13 protein-coding genes are annotated in these 16,342 nt (G+C 59.2%); 2 read left to right on the top strand and 11 right to left on the bottom strand.

Features of this window, described 5'->3' with window-relative positions; all coding sequences use genetic code 11:
- The first annotated feature begins 396 nt into the window (after positions 1-396).
- Positions 397-3,768, top strand: a complete 3,372-nt coding sequence (locus Q1B40_RS22905) for a type ISP restriction/modification enzyme (protein WP_299820189.1) — start codon at positions 397-399, stop codon at positions 3,766-3,768.
- Between the two features lie 235 nt (positions 3,769-4,003).
- Here the strand turns inward: Q1B40_RS22905 and Q1B40_RS22900 are convergent, their stop codons facing one another.
- From Q1B40_RS22900 to Q1B40_RS22865, 8 genes are all read right to left on the bottom strand, one after another.
- Positions 4,004-5,071: a Gfo/Idh/MocA family oxidoreductase gene (locus Q1B40_RS22900; protein WP_299820186.1), complete on the bottom strand. Its 1,068-nt coding sequence runs from the start codon at positions 5,069-5,071 to the stop codon at positions 4,004-4,006.
- A complete protein-coding gene (locus tag Q1B40_RS22895) occupies positions 5,068-5,358 on the bottom strand; it encodes a hypothetical protein (protein ID WP_299820183.1) in 291 nt (96 codons plus the stop codon). The genes Q1B40_RS22900 and Q1B40_RS22895 overlap by 4 nt, the downstream gene beginning before the upstream one ends.
- 4 nt (positions 5,359-5,362) lie before the next feature.
- Positions 5,363-6,658 carry a Gfo/Idh/MocA family protein gene (locus tag Q1B40_RS22890; RefSeq protein WP_299820180.1) on the bottom strand — a complete coding sequence of 432 codons (1,296 nt, stop codon included), beginning with the start codon at positions 6,656-6,658 and terminating at the stop codon, positions 5,363-5,365.
- On the bottom strand, positions 6,655-7,746 hold the full coding sequence (locus tag Q1B40_RS22885) for an ABC transporter ATP-binding protein (protein WP_299820177.1): 1,092 nt from the start codon (positions 7,744-7,746) through the stop codon (positions 6,655-6,657). Before Q1B40_RS22885 ends, Q1B40_RS22890 begins: the two co-directional genes overlap by 4 nt.
- An 11-nt stretch (positions 7,747-7,757) precedes the next feature.
- Positions 7,758-8,675 (bottom strand): carbohydrate ABC transporter permease, encoded by a 918-nt coding sequence (locus Q1B40_RS22880; protein WP_299820174.1) that lies wholly within the window; start codon positions 8,673-8,675, stop codon positions 7,758-7,760.
- A complete protein-coding gene (locus Q1B40_RS22875; RefSeq protein ID WP_299820171.1) occupies positions 8,656-9,549 on the bottom strand; it encodes a carbohydrate ABC transporter permease in 894 nt (297 codons plus the stop codon). The genes Q1B40_RS22880 and Q1B40_RS22875 overlap by 20 nt, the downstream gene beginning before the upstream one ends.
- A gap of 307 nt (positions 9,550-9,856) precedes the next feature.
- Positions 9,857-11,140 (bottom strand): extracellular solute-binding protein, encoded by a 1,284-nt coding sequence (locus tag Q1B40_RS22870; protein WP_299820168.1) that lies wholly within the window; start codon positions 11,138-11,140, stop codon positions 9,857-9,859.
- 81 nt (positions 11,141-11,221) lie between these two features.
- Complete coding sequence (locus Q1B40_RS22865; RefSeq protein WP_299820165.1) at positions 11,222-12,343, bottom strand: glycoside hydrolase family 88 protein; 1,122 nt, start codon at positions 12,341-12,343, stop codon at positions 11,222-11,224.
- Positions 12,344-12,564: 221 nt separating this feature from the next.
- On the opposite strand from Q1B40_RS22865, the gene kdgR reads away from it, so the two are divergent.
- Positions 12,565-13,353, top strand: coding sequence for a DNA-binding transcriptional regulator KdgR (gene kdgR / locus Q1B40_RS22860; RefSeq protein ID WP_299820162.1), 789 nt, complete (start codon positions 12,565-12,567; stop codon positions 13,351-13,353).
- Positions 13,354-13,500: 147 nt separating this feature from the next.
- Here the strand turns inward: kdgR and Q1B40_RS22855 are convergent, their stop codons facing one another.
- From Q1B40_RS22855 to Q1B40_RS22845, 3 genes are all read right to left on the bottom strand, one after another.
- A complete protein-coding gene (locus Q1B40_RS22855; RefSeq protein WP_299820159.1) occupies positions 13,501-14,181 on the bottom strand; it encodes a class II aldolase/adducin family protein in 681 nt (226 codons plus the stop codon).
- Positions 14,182-14,270: 89 nt separating this feature from the next.
- On the bottom strand, positions 14,271-15,083 hold the full coding sequence (locus tag Q1B40_RS22850; protein ID WP_299820156.1) for a TIGR01459 family HAD-type hydrolase: 813 nt from the start codon (positions 15,081-15,083) through the stop codon (positions 14,271-14,273).
- Between the two features lie 4 nt (positions 15,084-15,087).
- On the bottom strand, positions 15,088-16,341 hold the full coding sequence (locus Q1B40_RS22845) for an FGGY-family carbohydrate kinase (RefSeq protein WP_299820153.1): 1,254 nt from the start codon (positions 16,339-16,341) through the stop codon (positions 15,088-15,090).
- Position 16,342 lies beyond the last annotated feature (1 nt).

Here is a 16,342-nt window from a genome sequence, read left to right as displayed (position 1 = left end):
CGTCAGCCATTCTCGCTCTGCGTCAGGATAGACTGCTCATTCAGCACTCAAAGGCTGCTCACCTGCCAATAGAATGCTGAAATGGGGCGTCGCCGCCGCTGAAACACAGAACCCGCCCATCGGAGACGATCGGGCGGGTTTCTAATTTCCGGGGATGTCATTATGGGCGGGGAGCGGGCATTCGCTGCGGTCGGATCGAACGACGTGAATGCGCCAGAAGCGGAAGTTGATGGATTCTTAGTTCTCGGTCCCAAAACGGCCGTCAGTCTGTTGAGCCACGGACGACCGCTCGTGGCGCGTTCTAGACGTAAGCTCACTCCGCAGCAAACATCCGCTTCCCCTTGAGGTGGCAGGGGAAAGCTGGTTCAACAGTTGGAGGAAATATTCGGGGGAATCATGAGCATCGATATTGCCGCCTTTGTCAGCGAATTGCAGCGCCTTACGGCAACAGGACAGACCACCGAACACTCCTTCCGTCCGGCGCTCGCCGGCTTGCTCGATTCGCTCGCCGATGATGTGCATTGCATCAATGAGCCGACTGCGATTGTGAATGTCGGCCGCCCGGATTTCGTGCTTGAACGGGCCAATGGGCAGAAGGCGGCGATCACCGTCGGCCATGTCGAGGCCAAGGACATTGATCTCGACATCAAGCCAAAAGCGATGCGTGACGCCAACAAGGCGCAGTTCGAGCGCTATGTGAAGGCGCTGCCGAACCTGATCTACACCAACGGGCTGGATTTCGCGTTCTACAGGAACGGCGAGCTGGTGCGCGAGATCTCCATTGGCGACTGGATGATGGGGGTTCAGCCCAAGCCCGAGAATTACGAGGCGCTCACCAACCAGCTCAGGGATTTCGCCGCCGAACGGCTGCAGACCATCACCAGCGCGGAGCGGCTGGCGGAAATGATGGCGGGCAAGGCGGTGTTGGCCAAGGACGTGCTGTTCAAAACGCTGCGCGAGGATAAGGACCTCAATTCCGAACTGGCGGAGCAGTACAAGGCTTTCAAGGACCAGTTGATCCATGATCTGGAGGTCGAGGAATTCGCCGATATCTACGCCGAAACCATTGCCTACGGCATGTTTGCGGCGCGGCTGCATGACGAGACGCTAGAGGATTTCACCCGCGAGGAAGCCCTCAGGCTCTTGCCCAAGACCAACCCGTTCCTGCGCAAGCTGTTTGAATATGTGGCGGGCACAAGCCTGTCGGAACCGGTGCGGCGAACGATCGACGAACTGGCGGAAATCTTCCAAGCCACCGATCTGCAAAAGCTGTTCGAGAATTTTGGCGCCTTCACCCAGCGCAACGACCCGTTCATTCATTTCTACGAGACGTTTCTGGCCAAATACAATCCGGCCAAGCGCAAGGCGCGTGGGGTCTGGTACACGCCCGAACCGGTGGTCAATTTCATTGTTCGCGCCGTTGATGACGTGCTCAAGACCGAGTTTGGCTTGTCCGACGGGCTGGCCGACACCTCCAAGATCACGATTGACTGGGACACCGGCCAGCGCAAGATGAACAAGGACGGGACACTGGCCAAATCCGGGGCAAACCTGATCGAGAAGCGGCAGGTGCACCGGGTGCAGATCCTCGATCCGGCAGCGGGTACGGGTACGTTTCTCGCCGAGGTGATCCGCCAGATCGGCGAACGGGTGCGGGGCATCGCGCCGGGGCAATGGTCCAGCTATGTCGAAAACGAGATGATCCCGCGCCTGCATGGCTTCGAGCTTTTGATGGCGTCGTATGCCATGTGCCACATGAAGCTTGACATGATGCTGACCAAGATGGGCTACAAGCCGACCGGAGCCACACCGCCGAGGCTCGGCGTGTATCTGACCAACAGCCTTGAGGAGGGCGAGAAGGTCAACCAAACCCTGCCTTTTGCGCAATGGCTGTCGAACGAGGCCAAACAGGCAAACACGGTGAAGAACGATGTGCCGGTGATGTGCGTGATCGGCAATCCGCCGTATCTCGGCGAAGGCGGCAAGTCCGAGGGCTGGATCGGCCATCTCATGGATGACTACAAGAAGGAGCCGGGGGGCAAGCAGAAGCTTCAGGAACGCAACCCGAAATGGCTGAATGATCTTTATGTGAAGTTCATCCGCATGTCGTCACATTTGATCGAAAAGAATGGCGAAGGCGTCCTCGGCTTCATCACCAATCACGGCTATCTCGACAACCCCACCTTCAGGGGCATGCGTTGGCATCTGCTCAATACCTTCGACAGGATCTGGGTGCTGGACCTGCATGGCAACGCCAAGAAAAAGGAAGTCAGCCCGGATGGCTCTCCTGACAAGAATGTCTTCGACATCCAGCAGGGCGTGGCAATCATCATTGCCGTGAAGAAGAAACGCGACGGCAAAGCCGAGAAACCGCTGGCGCAGATGATGCACGGCGATCTGTGGGGGAGCCGGAGGGAGAAGAACGAGGCTTTAATTGGTGGCAGGCCGGAAAGCCTGTCAGCGGTAAAGCTGCCCAACAAGGCACCGCAATACCCGTTCGTGATGCGGGATTTTGGATTAGAGACGGTTTATCTGACAGGGTTCAGTGTCAACCAACTGATGTACCAAAACGGAAATGGTATTGTAACCAAAAGAGACCGGCTATGTGTGCAACCCGATCGGCCATCGGTAGAAACTGTCCTGAATGACTTCGAAAAATTGTCAGAGGTAGAACTTAGGAAAAAATATTCTCTTCCTGCAGACGTGCGCGATTGGCGCTACGAATGGGCCAAAGCCGATGTTCTGAACAATCGAAAAACAGCGGATATTGCCGAAATAAACTATCGACCATTTGATGTTCGACACATTTACTACTCTGGCAAGGCAAGGGGGCTTGTCGGCTGGCCAGTCAAGCAAGTCATGCGCCACTATTTGCAGGGATGCAATATTGGGCTACTAACTTCTAAGGCACTTAGGGATGCTAACTTTGCGCACGCGCTGGTAACCGAGAGGCCCACTGAAGCAATTTTGTTGTCGGGAACAACAGGCTCAAATGCTATGAACTTCCCCCTCTACCTCTACCCCACCGAAACCGAACTCGACCAGTCCCGCCGGGTGAATATGGACCTGGCGATCCGGCGCAGGATCGAGGCGGCGGCGATGGGGCAGACGATCTCCCCCCTTGCGGGGGAGATGTCATCGCAGATGACAGAGGGGGGGGCGGCTTCAGACACCGAACCCGGATCGATACCCCCCTCTGCCTTGTCGAACATCTCCCCCACAAGGGGGGAGATCGACGATGGCGAGATCGCGCCAGTTTACGACACCGATGGGCGGCCCAACGAGGTGGCGATCTTTGATTATATCTATGGTGTGCTGCATTGCCCGGCCTACCGCGAGACCTACAAGGAATTTCTCAAGATCGATTTTCCGCGCGTCCCCTATCCGCCGTCGCCTGAGGTGTTCCGCGATGTCCAGGCGAAAGGCACCGAGCTGCGCCGTCTGCACCTGATGGAGGATGCGGCGGTGGGCGAGACGCCCTATCCGTTCACCGGCGAGGGCGATCCGGTGGTGGGCAAGGTGGCTTATGAAAATGGCGCGGTGCTCATCAACGACACGCACCGTTTTGAGAATGTGCCATCGATTGCCTGGGAGTTTTACATCGGCGGCTACCAGCCGGCGCAGAAATGGCTGAAAGACCGCAAGGGCCGGACGCTTTCTTTCGAGGACATCAAGCACTACCGCAAGATCATCAAGATCCTGACCGAGACCGACCGGATCATGCAGACGATCACGATGGACCTTTCACGAATGAACCGTCAGGGCTAGCAGTATCCGCTTCTGTGTTCCGCACTTGCGAGATCGGCAGTGTCGATGAACGGCAGCTTCGGGCCGGAAGCGACCGGGTCGCCCAGGCACGTCAGCCATTCTTGCTCTGCGTCACGGTAAACTGCTCACTCAGCACTCAAAGGCTGCTCACTTGTCAAAGGAGCGCTGAAATCCGGCTCTATGACCACTGAAACAAAGACTCCGCCCATCGGAGACGATCGGGCGGGTTTTCGTTTCAGGGCATCCAGCCGTCAAGCAGCGGGCTGTCAGCGGGAAGCGGGAGACGAACCGATTGGCCGGTTCTTGCCGATGCGTAGATCGCGGTGATCAGTTCTATGGAATGAACACCCTCCTCCAGCGTTGGAAGGTAGAGATCCGTTCCCTCGACGAGCCTCTGATGCACGTCGGTAAATTGCCCCTCGAACCGCGGCCTGATATCGGCAACCTGCGCGAGGATCCCTTCCAGGGCTTCCTGCGCGTCCGGTCTGGTCGCCTCGAAGGTCCAGTCACCGGCGCCGATATGATAGGGCAACGCGCCGGACGTCGCCGTAACATGCTCGAAACAGGCGCGGAACCGCGAGCTGTTCCCGGCCGCCCCGAGCGTGATCGACGAGGTAACAAGCGCGCCCTGTTCCGTCCGCATGCTGATGGCCGCGCAATCCTCCGTCTCGATGGGATTGACCCGCGTATCCATCAGGGTCGAGACCTCGACGACAGGCCCGAGCAGATGGGTTGCCAGATTGTGTGCATGGCAGGCATGACTGACAACCGCCCCGCCCATTTCCCCTTTCCAGGTCCCGCGCCACGGGACCGAGTAATAGTCAGCGCCCCGTTGCCAGTGGGTCTCTATCGAAAGCGAATAGGCTTTCCCGAGAAGGTCCTGCTCCCGAAGGGCGTGAATCAGCCTGTACCCGCGGCCGTAGCGATACTGAAAAACAGGTATCACCAACTTGCCGCTGGACTGCGACAGGGCACGCAGCCGCTCGGCCTCTGCTAGGGAACCTGTCATTGGTTTTTCGCAGATCACATGTTTGCCCGCCTTCAGCACCGCTTCCGACGCCCAGAAATGCAGCTGCGGGGGAAGACACACATTGACGAGTTCGACGGCAGGATCGGCGAGCACGTCCGACAGTTCCGTCACCGCGCGGCAACCCGGCGCGATTTTGGCCGCTTCTTCGGCGCGCGCCTTGTCGAGATCGCAAACATAGGCGACTTCGAACAGGTCCGGCAGAGCGGCATAGGCACCGACATGCTGCTGCCCGATCCCGGCGCCGACGACCGCTACCTTGATAATGTGGCTCATTCCGTCTTCCCGCCTTCGGCAAGTGGCTGCGCATTCAGCGCCGGCTCTGCTGCGAGGAAGGCATGCGCTTGCATCATTGCGGTCTCCGTATGTTCGGCAATGTCTTTCCTGAAGGCGACAAAGAAGCGTTCGCCCTCCCCCTTTGCGTCGAAATATTTCATGTGCTTGCCATCCACCGGGAATACATGATCCGTACCGGGCCGGCCGCTGATGTCGACATGGGTGCGCAGATCGATGCAACTCTCGGCGCCTTCGATCGTCAGGCGACCGTCGCCACAGATATTCATGGTCCTAAACGTTCAGCTGAATGCCGCGGGCGCGCAGCATGGAAGCGATATTGACGGCGGAGCCGGTTTCGATCGACGCATTGGCGGCAATGCCGGTCAGGATCGACCAGCCGCCGGCAACGTGATCGGACGCGCGCCCGTAGCGGTCGGGCTCCATGTTTTCAGCGTCGAAAATATACCCGAGCATCACCGGATCGGCGCCGCCGTGATGACCTTCTCCATGCGGAACGTCCAGCATTTCCGGCTTGCGGCCCGCCAGATGAAGCTCGGTCGTGACGGCTTCATTGCCTGCCTCTTCCCGCTGACCGCCAAAGACGCCGTGCACCTCCACATGGCGATGAGTAAGATCGCCTTTCGTGCCCTGAAACTTGATCTCAAGCCCCTCCCACGGCGCGTAGGCCGTCAGCGTGTAATTGGCCGTCACACCCGATGCGTAGCGGATATGGGCCTGCATCGTATCCTCGATGCCAATCTCCTCGTCGAAAACACAAAGGTCCCGGAAATAGCCGTCTTCGTCCTCGGCCTTGCGGTAGAGCTGGTGCAAGGCCTCGTCCGCGTCCAGATCGAGTTCGAAGTCGCACTTCTGCGAAACGGGGCATGCCGCACAGCGTGCCCCGCGACCTTCCAGACCAAGCTCAAGGGCAGTCTGCGGCCTGTAGAAGACCCTGCGGCCGGAGGCATAGACATCTGAAGGCACCGATCCGAGCCACCAGTTGAGAAGATCGAAATGGTGGGTCGACTTGTGAACCAGCAAGCCACCGGAATTTTCCTTCTGGCGGTGCCAGCGGCGAAAATAGTCCGCGCCGTGAACCCGGTCGAGATGCCAGCGGAAGTCCACTGCTGTAATCGTACCGATCGTTCCTGAATCCAGGATGTCCTTGATCTGCGTCCGCGCGGGCGAATAGCGGTAATTGAAGGTCACCATGACCTTGCGGCCGGTCCGCGCCTGGGCGTCCACAATCTGCTTCAGCCGGGTGAGATCTATCGTCAGCGGCTTCTCGCAGATCACGTCGCAGCCTGCCTCGAAGGCTCGAACGATGTAGTCCGAGTGCAGAAAATCCGGAGTCGCCACCACGATTGTGTCCGGCTTCTGCTCTTCTACGAGACGGTCGAAGTCGGCCGCCATATAAGCCGCGACACCGTTCGTTCCCGGTTTAGACGCCGCTTGCGCCGCAAGCCTCAGCCGATGCTCGTTGCTGTCGCACATGGCGACAATCTCATGTTTGTCGGAATAATCCTCAACAACGGAGTCGCGGAACATCTTGTGCCGCGAACCGCAACCGACGATGGCTATCTTCACGTTGACTGTCTTTCCTGTACGGTTTGAACGCGCTCTCCCGAGGCATCGAAATAGTGGAGGTCCGTTGGGTCAAAGCCCAGCACCACCGTGTCGTCGACATGCAGGCTGTGGATAGTGCTGCTGCTGACCAGAAGCACCTGCCCGGAGGAAAGCGCGATATGGAGCAACGTTTCGCTGCCCAGATATTCCACCAGTCTGACGCGCCCTTCGGTGCGCACGGCTCCGCTTCCGATCTTCACTGCCGCGGGACGAACGCAGAGCGTGAGCGACCTGTCGCTCGTGCCGAGCTCCGGCAATGTGAATTCGTTGAAACCGTCGACACTGGCGACAAGCTGTCCGTCGCGCTCGGTCACGGTCGTCTCCAGCATGTTGATTTTTGGCGAGCCGATAAACCCGGCGACGAACAGGTTCTGCGGATTGGTGTACAGCTCCTGCGGCGTGCCGACCTGCTCGATCTTGCCGGCCCTCAGAACCACGATGCGGCTCGCCATCGTCATGGCTTCCACCTGATCGTGCGTCACATAGATCATCGTGGTGCCCAGCCGGTTATACAGCGAGGCAAGTTCCGCACGCATCTGGACCCGCAGCTCCGCGTCCAGGTTCGACAACGGTTCGTCGAAGAGGAATAGCTGCGGCTCTCGCACGATTGCCCGCCCGATGGCGACACGCTGCTTCTGTCCGCCCGACAATTGCCGCGGCTTGCGCTCCATCAACGGCTCGATCTGAAGGATCTTCGCAGCCTCCGCGACCCGTCTGTTGACCTCCGCTTTCGGCATCTTGAAATTCTGCAGTCCGAAGGCAAGGTTCTTGCGCACGTTCATGTGCGGATAGAGCGCATAGCTCTGGAAGACCATCGACAACCCGCGCCGTGAGGCGGGCAGGTCATTGACGATCTTCTCACCGATGGAAATCGTTCCGTCGGTGATGTCCTCCAGCCCGGCAATCATCCGCAGCAAGGTGGACTTGCCGCAGCCCGAAGGGCCGACCAGCACCAGAAACTCCCCGTCATGCACGTCGAGGTTCAGCCCGGACATGACGCTGAGACCTCCGTAATTCTTGCCGACGTTGCGCAGTGTCAGTCCCGACATCCGATAATTCCTTATTTCATTCCCGACGTGGCGATGCCGCGGACGATCAGTTTCTGGAAAAGAACGAAGAAGATCACGACCGGAACCAGTGACAGCACGGACATGGCGAACATCTGGCCGAACACCGACTGACCTTCCTGGTCGAGGAACAGGCGCAGCGCCAGAGGCACGGTGTAGCTCTTGATGTCGTTCAGATAGATCAGCGGAGCGAGGAAATCCTCCCACACCCAGATCAGCGAGAAGATTGCCGCCGTTCCCATTGCCGGAAGCGACAGAGGCAGAATGATCGCCCAGTAGATCTTGTAGGGCGAACAGCCGTCGATCATTGCCGCCTCGTCAAGCTCGCGCGGGAGCTGACGGAAGAACTGCACCATCAGAAAGATGAAGAAAGCATCGGAAGCCAGGAACCGCGGCACGACCAGCGGCAGGTAGGTATCGACCCACCCCAGCGCCAGAAACTGGACGTATTGCGGGATAAGGACCACGTGATAGGGGATCATCAGCGTCATCATCATCAAGGCGAAGAACAGGGTCTTGCCGGTGAACTTTAGCCGCGCGAAGGCATAGGCCGCGAAGGAGCAGGAAATCAGGTTGCCGATCACCGAAAGCACGGTGACGATCGCCGAGTTGACGTAAAACACCGTGAAGGATTTCGGCAGCGCGTACCATCCTTCGGTGTAGTTCTCGATCCGCCACTCGGATGGCCACAGACCCAGATTGCCGAAAATCTCGTTTTCCGGCTTGAAGGACGACGCCAGCAGCCAGAACAGCGGATAGAGCATCACGCAGGACATGGCGATCAGGAAGACATGTTTCAGCAGGCGGGCATTGCGCTCGCGTTTGTCACGCGCCAGCCGCAATTCATGAGCAACCCGCGCGGCCTCATCGACCTGCATCACAAGCTCGAGGTCAGTCGCGGTCGTTTTCATAATGCACCCAGTATCTTGAGGTGAAGAAGGCAATGGCGGTGAAGACGGCGATAATCACCAGAAGCACCCAGGCGAGCGCCGAGGCGTAGCCCATGCGGAAGAACTTGAAGGCCTCGTTGAAGAGATAGATCGTGTAGAAGAGGAGACTGTCCGCAGGCGCGCCCGTGCCGTTGGAGATGATGAATGCACTGGAGAAGGTCTTGAACGCCTCGATGGTCTGAAGCACCAGGTTGAAGAAGATCACCGGCGCCAGCAACGGCAGTGTGATCCGCGTAAATCTTCGCCAGGGCCTTGTCCCGTCTATCTCCGCCGCCTCGTAGAGATCTTTCGGAATGCCACGCAGACCGGCCAGGAAGATGAGCATCGGCGAGCCGAACTGCCACATGGCGAGAATGACCAAGGTGTAGAGCGATGTGTCCGGATCGGTGATCCAGCCCGGCCCCTGGATGCCAACGAGCGCCAGCACCTGGTTGACCACCCCGTCCGCAGTGAAAAGCTGACGCCATAAAATGGCGATCGCGATGGAGGCCCCGAGCAGGGAGGGCAGGTAGAAGATCGCCCGATAAAGGCTGATGGTCCTGAGCCCCTTGTCGAGCAGCATGGCAACCCCCAGCGCCATGGCAAGACGCGCCGGTACCGACAGCGCAACATAGGCAAATGTCACTTCCAGCGATTTCCAGAACCGCCGGTCTCGCGTGAACATGTATTCGAAATTGTCCAGCCCCACCCAGCGAGGACTGGCAACCATGTCGTAGCGTGTGAACGACAGATACAGCGACGCAAGGATCGGCCCGAGTGCAAGCAGGAAAAACCCGATAAACCAGGGCGTCAGAAACACATATCCTGGAGCATTGCGGACAAAGAAACGTCTCATGCGGCGGCCTTCTCGAATACGGAACACGTGATGTCAGGGGTTAGCGCGATGCGTCTCCACCTGCCTGCTTCTTTCTCCTGTTGGGAGATGTCGGTGACGGCCGACAACGGCAGGAACACCCCGGCTGCAATCATTGTGGGATCTGACGTTCAGCCGGCGCTCGCCACTGCCCTGCCCCCGCTGGCAACAACGCCCCAATGAGGAAGAGAAGAACGCAAGTGAACTGGCAGAAGACAGATTCCACGTCCTCCGACAGGCTCTCGCACCTTTGTGCGAGAGCCTCCGGTGTCGTCACACCCAGACGGTATCAGCGCGCACGGTCGACGATGGCTTGAGCGTCTTCGATGAAGATACCCGCAGCTTCGTCTGAACTCATATTGCCAAGCACCACATCGGTGCCGATCCGCATATAGGCGTCACGCACCTCGCCGGCGCCCTTCGGAGCCGGAAGCGGCAGTGGGCCGACCTTGTCCTGAATGGCGTTGAAGTAGTTGACGGACGCCAGTTCCGGCGGCGTGAAATTCGGCTCCAGAGCCGCACGCACATTCGGATTGGCCGGGATACCGCGCTCAAGTCCGAGGATCGATGTGGTTTCCGGCTCGTTGATCCAGTCGTTCATATAGGCAATCGCGCCATCCACGTCCCTGGCATCACGGGTCAGCGACATGAACATCGACGGTTTGATGAACTGCCCGGGCGATCCGCCCGCCTTGTGCGGAATCATGGCAGCGCCGACCGTATCCTTCATCAGGGACTGGACGCCGACAAGCTGGTTCGACCAGAACAGCGCCATGGCGCTTTCACCGGTAACGACACCGGTCTCGGACATCGGATGGTCCAGAACAAGCGTCTTGTCCTTGCCGCGGACAATCTCCGCCTTGCGCATGTCGTCCCAGAATTGCCAGTAACCTGCGACATCTTCCGGCGTGGCCTGAACGTTGCCTTCTTCATCATAGAAGTTCCGGCCGTTCTGGCGGGCCCAGGATTCACAGCCCTCGATATAGAGCGAGAAGTCGTCCGATCCCTTGACGCTTCCACCGGAATGCGACGTGATCTTTTCGCAAACGTTCTTGAAATCGTCCCACGTCCAGTTGATGACGTCGGCATCGACACCGGCTTCTTCGAAGATACGGGTGTTGTAGGGAATGACCTGCGAATTGGAGCCGATATTGAGAGCATAGAGCTTGCCGTCGACCATACCGCCGGAAAGCGGCCCCTTGTCGAAGTTCGACAGGTCCAGACCGTTGCCGATATGCTCATCCAGCGGCTGCAATGCACCGCGGCGGACATATTCGAACAGGAAGCGGTAATCCATCTGCACGAGATCGGCCATGTTCCGGCCTGCGGTCTGGGTGGCCATTTTGGTCCAGTAATCGCCCCAACCGATGGTTTCCCCGGAAACCTCGATATCCGGATGGTTTTTCTGGAATACATCGATCACGGCAAAGGTCCGCTTGTCGCGTTCCGGATTGCCCCACCAGAAATGCCGGACGGTGCGGTCGGCCGCCATGGCCGGCAGGCGCGGCAGCGCGGTTGCGGCAGCCGCCACCCCCATGGTGCCCAGAAGGCTACGTCTCGTCAGTTTGGTCATGTTACTTCCTCCACTTCGCCCGTAGCCCTCCCCGGCCCGGACTTGATCTTGCGGTTTTCCCGCGATACCCGCACAGCTACCTCAGATGTAGCTGCGCAAAAGCTCCGTCAGACACAGCATGGCCATCGCCTGCCCGTAAGGCATCGAAGTCAGCTTTATCTCCCGGTAAAAATCGAGGTCGCCTCCCATCGCAGTGCCGAAGGAGACCTGCTGCAGTTCCCCGTCCGGGCTGATATGATCGACCACGCCCTTCATCGCCCGTTCCGCGGTCTCCAGATACTCCCGGCCGAGATAGCGCTTGCGCACGCCTTTCATCAGGCCATAGGCAAAACCCGCCGTGGCCGAGGCTTCCACATAGCTGTCAGGATCATCGATCAAGGTGTGCCAGAGACCTGTGGCCGGGTCCTGATGCTGCTTCAGGCTTGCCGCCTGGCGTCCAAGCAGGGACACAAGATGCCGCCGCAGGGCATCCCCCTCCTCGAGATCCAGCAGCTCGATGAATTCCGGGATCGCGATGGTGATCCAGCTGTTCCCGCGCGCCCACAGGGCGTTTGCAAAATTGTGGTTGCCGTCGAAAGTCCAGCCATGGAACCAGAGGCCGGTCCGGGTGTCGCACAGATACTGGGCATGGACGAGAAACTGGTATTTCGCCTCTTCCACATAATCCGGCCGGTTCAGCAGCAGACCGATCTTGGCCAGCGGCAACACGCTCATCATCAGCGTGTCATCCCACATCTGCTGGTCGTTCACACTGTTGTAGACGATATGCTGAAGACCGCCTTCGCGGGTTCTCGGCATTTCGTGCATGACCCACTCGGCCCAGGTTTCCAGATAAGGCACGAAACGCGGATCGCGTTCCAGCTCGTAAAGATGGGCGAGCGTCAGAAAGGGCGCGACCGTGTTGATGTTCTTGGTTGGAGTTCCTTCCGCCAGCCGGGCCTCGAACCAGTCCTTGATGATGGACATGGACGTCGGGTCACCGGTCTGCTGCCAGTACTTGAAAAGCCCGTAAAGACCGATGCCGTGGGTCCACTCCCAGCCGGCCCAGCCCTTGGTGTCGATGACACGGCCATCTTCAAGCCTCAGGAGAAATTCACCGGTTCGGTCTTCGATGCTGATCAGATTGCGGGTTAACCGCTCGATCAGTTCGCAGACATCCGCCCGCTCGATGAACCTTTCCTTCTGCCGCAGCAGTGGATGCATGGACTGATTTCCTCCCTTGGGGCGCTCTCTTGATTTTTTCGGAACGCCATTTCATTTTTAATGATGCACAAAACTATCAGGAATTCAACGGTAGATTATTCTGCGGATATGTTAAATTAAATCGTTTTAATTTCAACGCCCCGAATGAGACGGCGTTCCTGCTTGACAGCAACGGGCTACAAATTCAGAATGCAGTTCCATTTTTTTTAGAATAGGAAATGATGACCGGCCCGCAAGTCAAAACGGAAAATGTCGCCGCTGTACTGAAGGTCTTCGCCGTGCTTGAGTCTCTCGTGGACGAGCGGAGTGTCGGCCTCGCGGATCTCGCACAGCGCGCCATGACCTCCAAGTCAACCGCCCACCGGCTGCTGCAGACGATGGTCGATCTGGGCTATGTCGAGCAGGATCCGGAAACGGAGAAATACCGACTGACCCTGAAGCTTTTCAGCCTCGGCGCACGCTCCCTGGAGGAACAGTCAGATTTGCTGCGGGTCGCCGACAAGGCCATGGGCAAACTCTCCCGGGCGACCGGGGAATCAATCAACCTGGGCGTACTGGACAATCAGGAACAAAGGGTCGTCTACATTCACAAGTACGAGTCCTTCTACAATCTCTCCATGAAGTCGACACTCGGCCTGCGCAACCCCTTGCACAGCACCTCACTCGGCAAGGCCCTGCTCGCCTGGCGCGACGAGGACGAAATCCGGGAACTGCTGGCAAAGATGGACATGAAGAAGCAGGCGCCCAACACGATCACGGATCCAGAGGTCTTTTTCGACCAGCTCATGCTGACCCGCGATCGCGGGTTTGCCGAGGAAGTGGAAGAAAGCGAAGCGGGCGTACGCTGCATGGCGATCCCGATCTTCAACCACCTCGGCAAATCGATCGCAGCGGTATCGATCGGCTTTCCGCTCTTCCGCTTCGATCAGGGCCGCAGAGAGGAATACATCGAGCTCCTGAAGGCCTGCGGTGAAGAAGCCTCGTCGGCCCTCGGTCATCAGCCTGGCTGAACCCCTCTGAGACCGGTTCCGGGAACAGACGCGCAATCGGCGCATTGATGCCCTATCCAAAGCCCCCTCTGGCGGGCCAAGCTGTGCCAGAAATCCTCCTCGAGCAATTTCGCCCGCCGGTCTCGTGATTGCTGAAGGGGAACGGTGTCACGACGCCTTTTTCTTCTTACCCTTTCCGTCCTGAAGACCGTAGCCGGAAAAGGAATTGAGTGTATCGGCAATGGCTTCCGGGCTCAGAAGCACGGGACCGCCGATCTGCAGGCTGAGGTAATACTGTCTGGCAATGGTTTCCAGCTCGACGGCCCGCCACATGGCTTTGGCTAGGCTCTCCCCGACGGCGATCATGCCGTGATTGGCCAGGAGACACGCGGTGCGGTCCTCCATTACCTCGATTGCCAGCTTTGAAAGCTCTTCGGTACCGAATGTGGCATAGCCCGCACAGCGCACGTTGGTGCTGCCGAAAGCGGCGATCATGTAGTGGCACGAAGGGATTTCCTTGCGCGCCATGGCCAGCGTCGTGCAATAGGTCGGATGCGCGTGAACGACAGCCTCGGCGTCCTTGCGCTCACGCAACAGCGCGTGATGAAACCGCCATTCGGTCGAGGGTTTCAGCGGCCCTTCCCAGGCGCCGGACGGATCGTTCAGATCGACCGAAGCAATCATCTCCGGTTCCAGCTGGTCATAGGGCGTGGCAGAGGGCGAAATCAGCATCCGGTTGTCATAGCGGACCGAAATATTGCCGGACGTGCCTTGATTGAGTCCGTTGACATTCATCTCCTGGCAACAGGCAATCAGTTCCTGGCGCAGTGCGAGTTCGGCTTTTTTCATCTGACGTTTCTCCCGTCGGTCATAATCGTGCAGTTGTCTGATGTGCCCGCCGGCATCGGCTCCAGCCGATCCGGCAAAACACACGGATTTCAGAACCTCAACCGGTCCATCGAATAGTCCGGTGCAACGCCCTCTTCCGCCAGACCGGCCTGAACCCCGGAGGTGATCAACAGGGTCCGGCACCCGGCCCGCTGACCGCCCAGGATGTCGTGATGCAGACTGTCGCCCACCATGAGGCAACGGCCGGGGTCAGGCTTGCCGAGGGCTTCCAGCCCCGCCTGAAACATCGCCGCACTTGGCTTGCCGAAAGTGTCAACCGTTCCCCCGGCAGCGGCATAATCTTCCGCCAGCAGACCCGGGCCGAACGAGGCGCTCTCCCCCGCATAGATGCTGGTATCGGGATTGGCGCAAATGGCGGGAACACCCGCGCGCGCCAATGGCGACAAAAGGCGTTTGTAATCGTCCCGGCTGTGCGTTTCAGGCTCCGCGCCGCTGATGATCACCAGATGAACGTCGTCGCCCGGCTCGGCAACCTTCACACCCAGACCATCCAGCAGGCTGGCGTCATTTTCCCGCGCCAGCATCAAAATCGAGCTACCGGGTTTCAGGCGGCCGTCCGCCAGGCGCTTGAGAAGATCGTGCCGCGTCAGTTCGCCGGAGGTCACCATCGCCCTGAAGGCCGAGGCCGGAAAGCCGAGCCGGACCAGACGATCCATATTGGGCTTTGCACGGCGGCCGGAATTGGACAGGGCAACCAGAGGCAGGCCCCGCTCCTGCAAGGCCTCGACACATTCTATCGCACCCGGAAACGCCCTGGTGCCGTCATGCAGCACACCAAACTGGTCAAGCAGCAGCGCATCGATGTCCGGGAGAATTTCTGAAAGGTTCGAGATCGTTCGCATGATGTCAGATCATTGCTCCCCGTGCGATCACGGCTGACCCGACGGCCGCTTCTCCGGCCAGCACGGGTGCCGCAGGAACCCCGAGAAGCTTGAGGCGGATACGGCTCCACACGGCGTTGTTTGCACCGCCACCGACAGTCCTCAGGCTCACCAGGGACGGTGCGCCGAGCTCGGACAGGCGCTGATAGCCGAGTGCTTCAATGCGGGCGATACCGGTCAGCAACCCCTTGAGGAATTCCGCATCGTCATCAGGTCTTGGTGTTTCCCGAGGCGGCAAGGCCGGATCATATATCGGGAACCGTTCCCCGCAGGAGGTCAGCGGGTAATAATCCAGGTTGCAGACACTCTCGGGATCGATCTGCGCCGAGAGATCCGCCAGTTCTGCAGGTGTGAAATGGGCCAGAAGCGCGCCGCCGCCGCTGTTGGACGCACCACCCGCCAGCCACAGGTCGCCAATCCGGTGGCTGTAGATGCCGTATTCGGGCGCAAACAGTGGCCCGTCGCTGAGGAGCTTCAGCGTCATCGTCGTGCCCAGCGCGGTCACACCATCGCCCGGGCGGCTTGCACCTGTCGCCAGAAAGGACGCGCAGCCGTCTGTCATGCCTGCAATAATTGATATGCCGGGCGGCAGGCCGTAAGCACCGCTGGTTTTGCCAGTGACGGTGCCGGTCGGAACAACCTCCGGCAAAAGGTTCATCTGGAGAGACGTCGCCTTGATCCACTGCGGCCATTGCCTTGCAACCGGATCATATCCAGTCTTCAGCGCGTTGCTTTCGTCGCTGGGCAGCGGGTGTCCGGCCAGACGCTCGGCAATCCAGTCCGCCTGATGAACGATCCGGACAACGCCTGACCGCTCCTGAATCGTGATGGCGCGCGCCAGGGCGGAACTCGCCCCATGGGCCGCGCTTTCCCTTGGCGCACTCGCCGAAATTTCCGCCAGGACCCGCTGATCAGCTACCGTATCGTTGTACATCAGCGCCGAGCCAATCGGTGCGTTGTCGGCGTCCAGGGCAAGGATCGTACCCGACGTGCCATCAACGCTCAGCGCGGCGAAAGCCGCGGGGTCGACTTTCCGGCACAGGTCCGCAAGACACGCGCCCAGCGCCCTGTCCCAGACCCAAGGATCACGGCGGGTGAAGTCGTCTGTTCCAAAGTCTGCCCGCGCAATCGCAAGGACCTGAAGCTCCGGATCGAGAGCCACAGCCCGAACGCCGGACGTACCGATGTCGATCCCCAGAAACAGGTCGGTTCGCGTCATG

The organism is uncultured Roseibium sp., assembly GCF_947496995.1.
Taxonomy (GTDB): Bacteria; Pseudomonadota; Alphaproteobacteria; order Rhizobiales; family Stappiaceae; genus Roseibium.
Note: the sequence above shows the minus strand (reverse complement) of the source record. Positions and strands in the feature narration are given on the sequence as shown.

What these genes read in the sequence shown, in the direction of transcription:
- Q1B40_RS22850 (WP_299820156.1), bottom strand. Translation starts at nt 15,083, where the DNA reads ATGCGAACGATCTCGAACCTTTCAGAAATTCTCCCGGACATCGATGCG.
- Q1B40_RS22895 (WP_299820183.1), bottom strand. Translation starts at nt 5,358, where the DNA reads ATGAATATCTGTGGCGACGGTCGCCTGACGATCGAAGGCGCCGAGAGT.
- Q1B40_RS22905 (WP_299820189.1), top strand. Translation starts at nt 397, where the DNA reads ATGAGCATCGATATTGCCGCCTTTGTCAGCGAATTGCAGCGCCTTACG.
- Q1B40_RS22845 (WP_299820153.1), bottom strand. Translation starts at nt 16,341, where the DNA reads ATGACGCGAACCGACCTGTTTCTGGGGATCGACATCGGTACGTCCGGC.
- Q1B40_RS22865 (WP_299820165.1), bottom strand. Translation starts at nt 12,343, where the DNA reads ATGCATCCACTGCTGCGGCAGAAGGAAAGGTTCATCGAGCGGGCGGAT.
- Q1B40_RS22880 (WP_299820174.1), bottom strand. Translation starts at nt 8,675, where the DNA reads ATGAAAACGACCGCGACTGACCTCGAGCTTGTGATGCAGGTCGATGAG.
- Q1B40_RS22870 (WP_299820168.1), bottom strand. Translation starts at nt 11,140, where the DNA reads ATGACCAAACTGACGAGACGTAGCCTTCTGGGCACCATGGGGGTGGCG.
- Q1B40_RS22885 (WP_299820177.1), bottom strand. Translation starts at nt 7,746, where the DNA reads ATGTCGGGACTGACACTGCGCAACGTCGGCAAGAATTACGGAGGTCTC.
- kdgR (WP_299820162.1), top strand. Translation starts at nt 12,565, where the DNA reads ATGACCGGCCCGCAAGTCAAAACGGAAAATGTCGCCGCTGTACTGAAG.
- Q1B40_RS22900 (WP_299820186.1), bottom strand. Translation starts at nt 5,071, where the DNA reads ATGAGCCACATTATCAAGGTAGCGGTCGTCGGCGCCGGGATCGGGCAG.
- Q1B40_RS22875 (WP_299820171.1), bottom strand. Translation starts at nt 9,549, where the DNA reads ATGAGACGTTTCTTTGTCCGCAATGCTCCAGGATATGTGTTTCTGACG.
- Q1B40_RS22855 (WP_299820159.1), bottom strand. Translation starts at nt 14,181, where the DNA reads ATGAAAAAAGCCGAACTCGCACTGCGCCAGGAACTGATTGCCTGTTGC.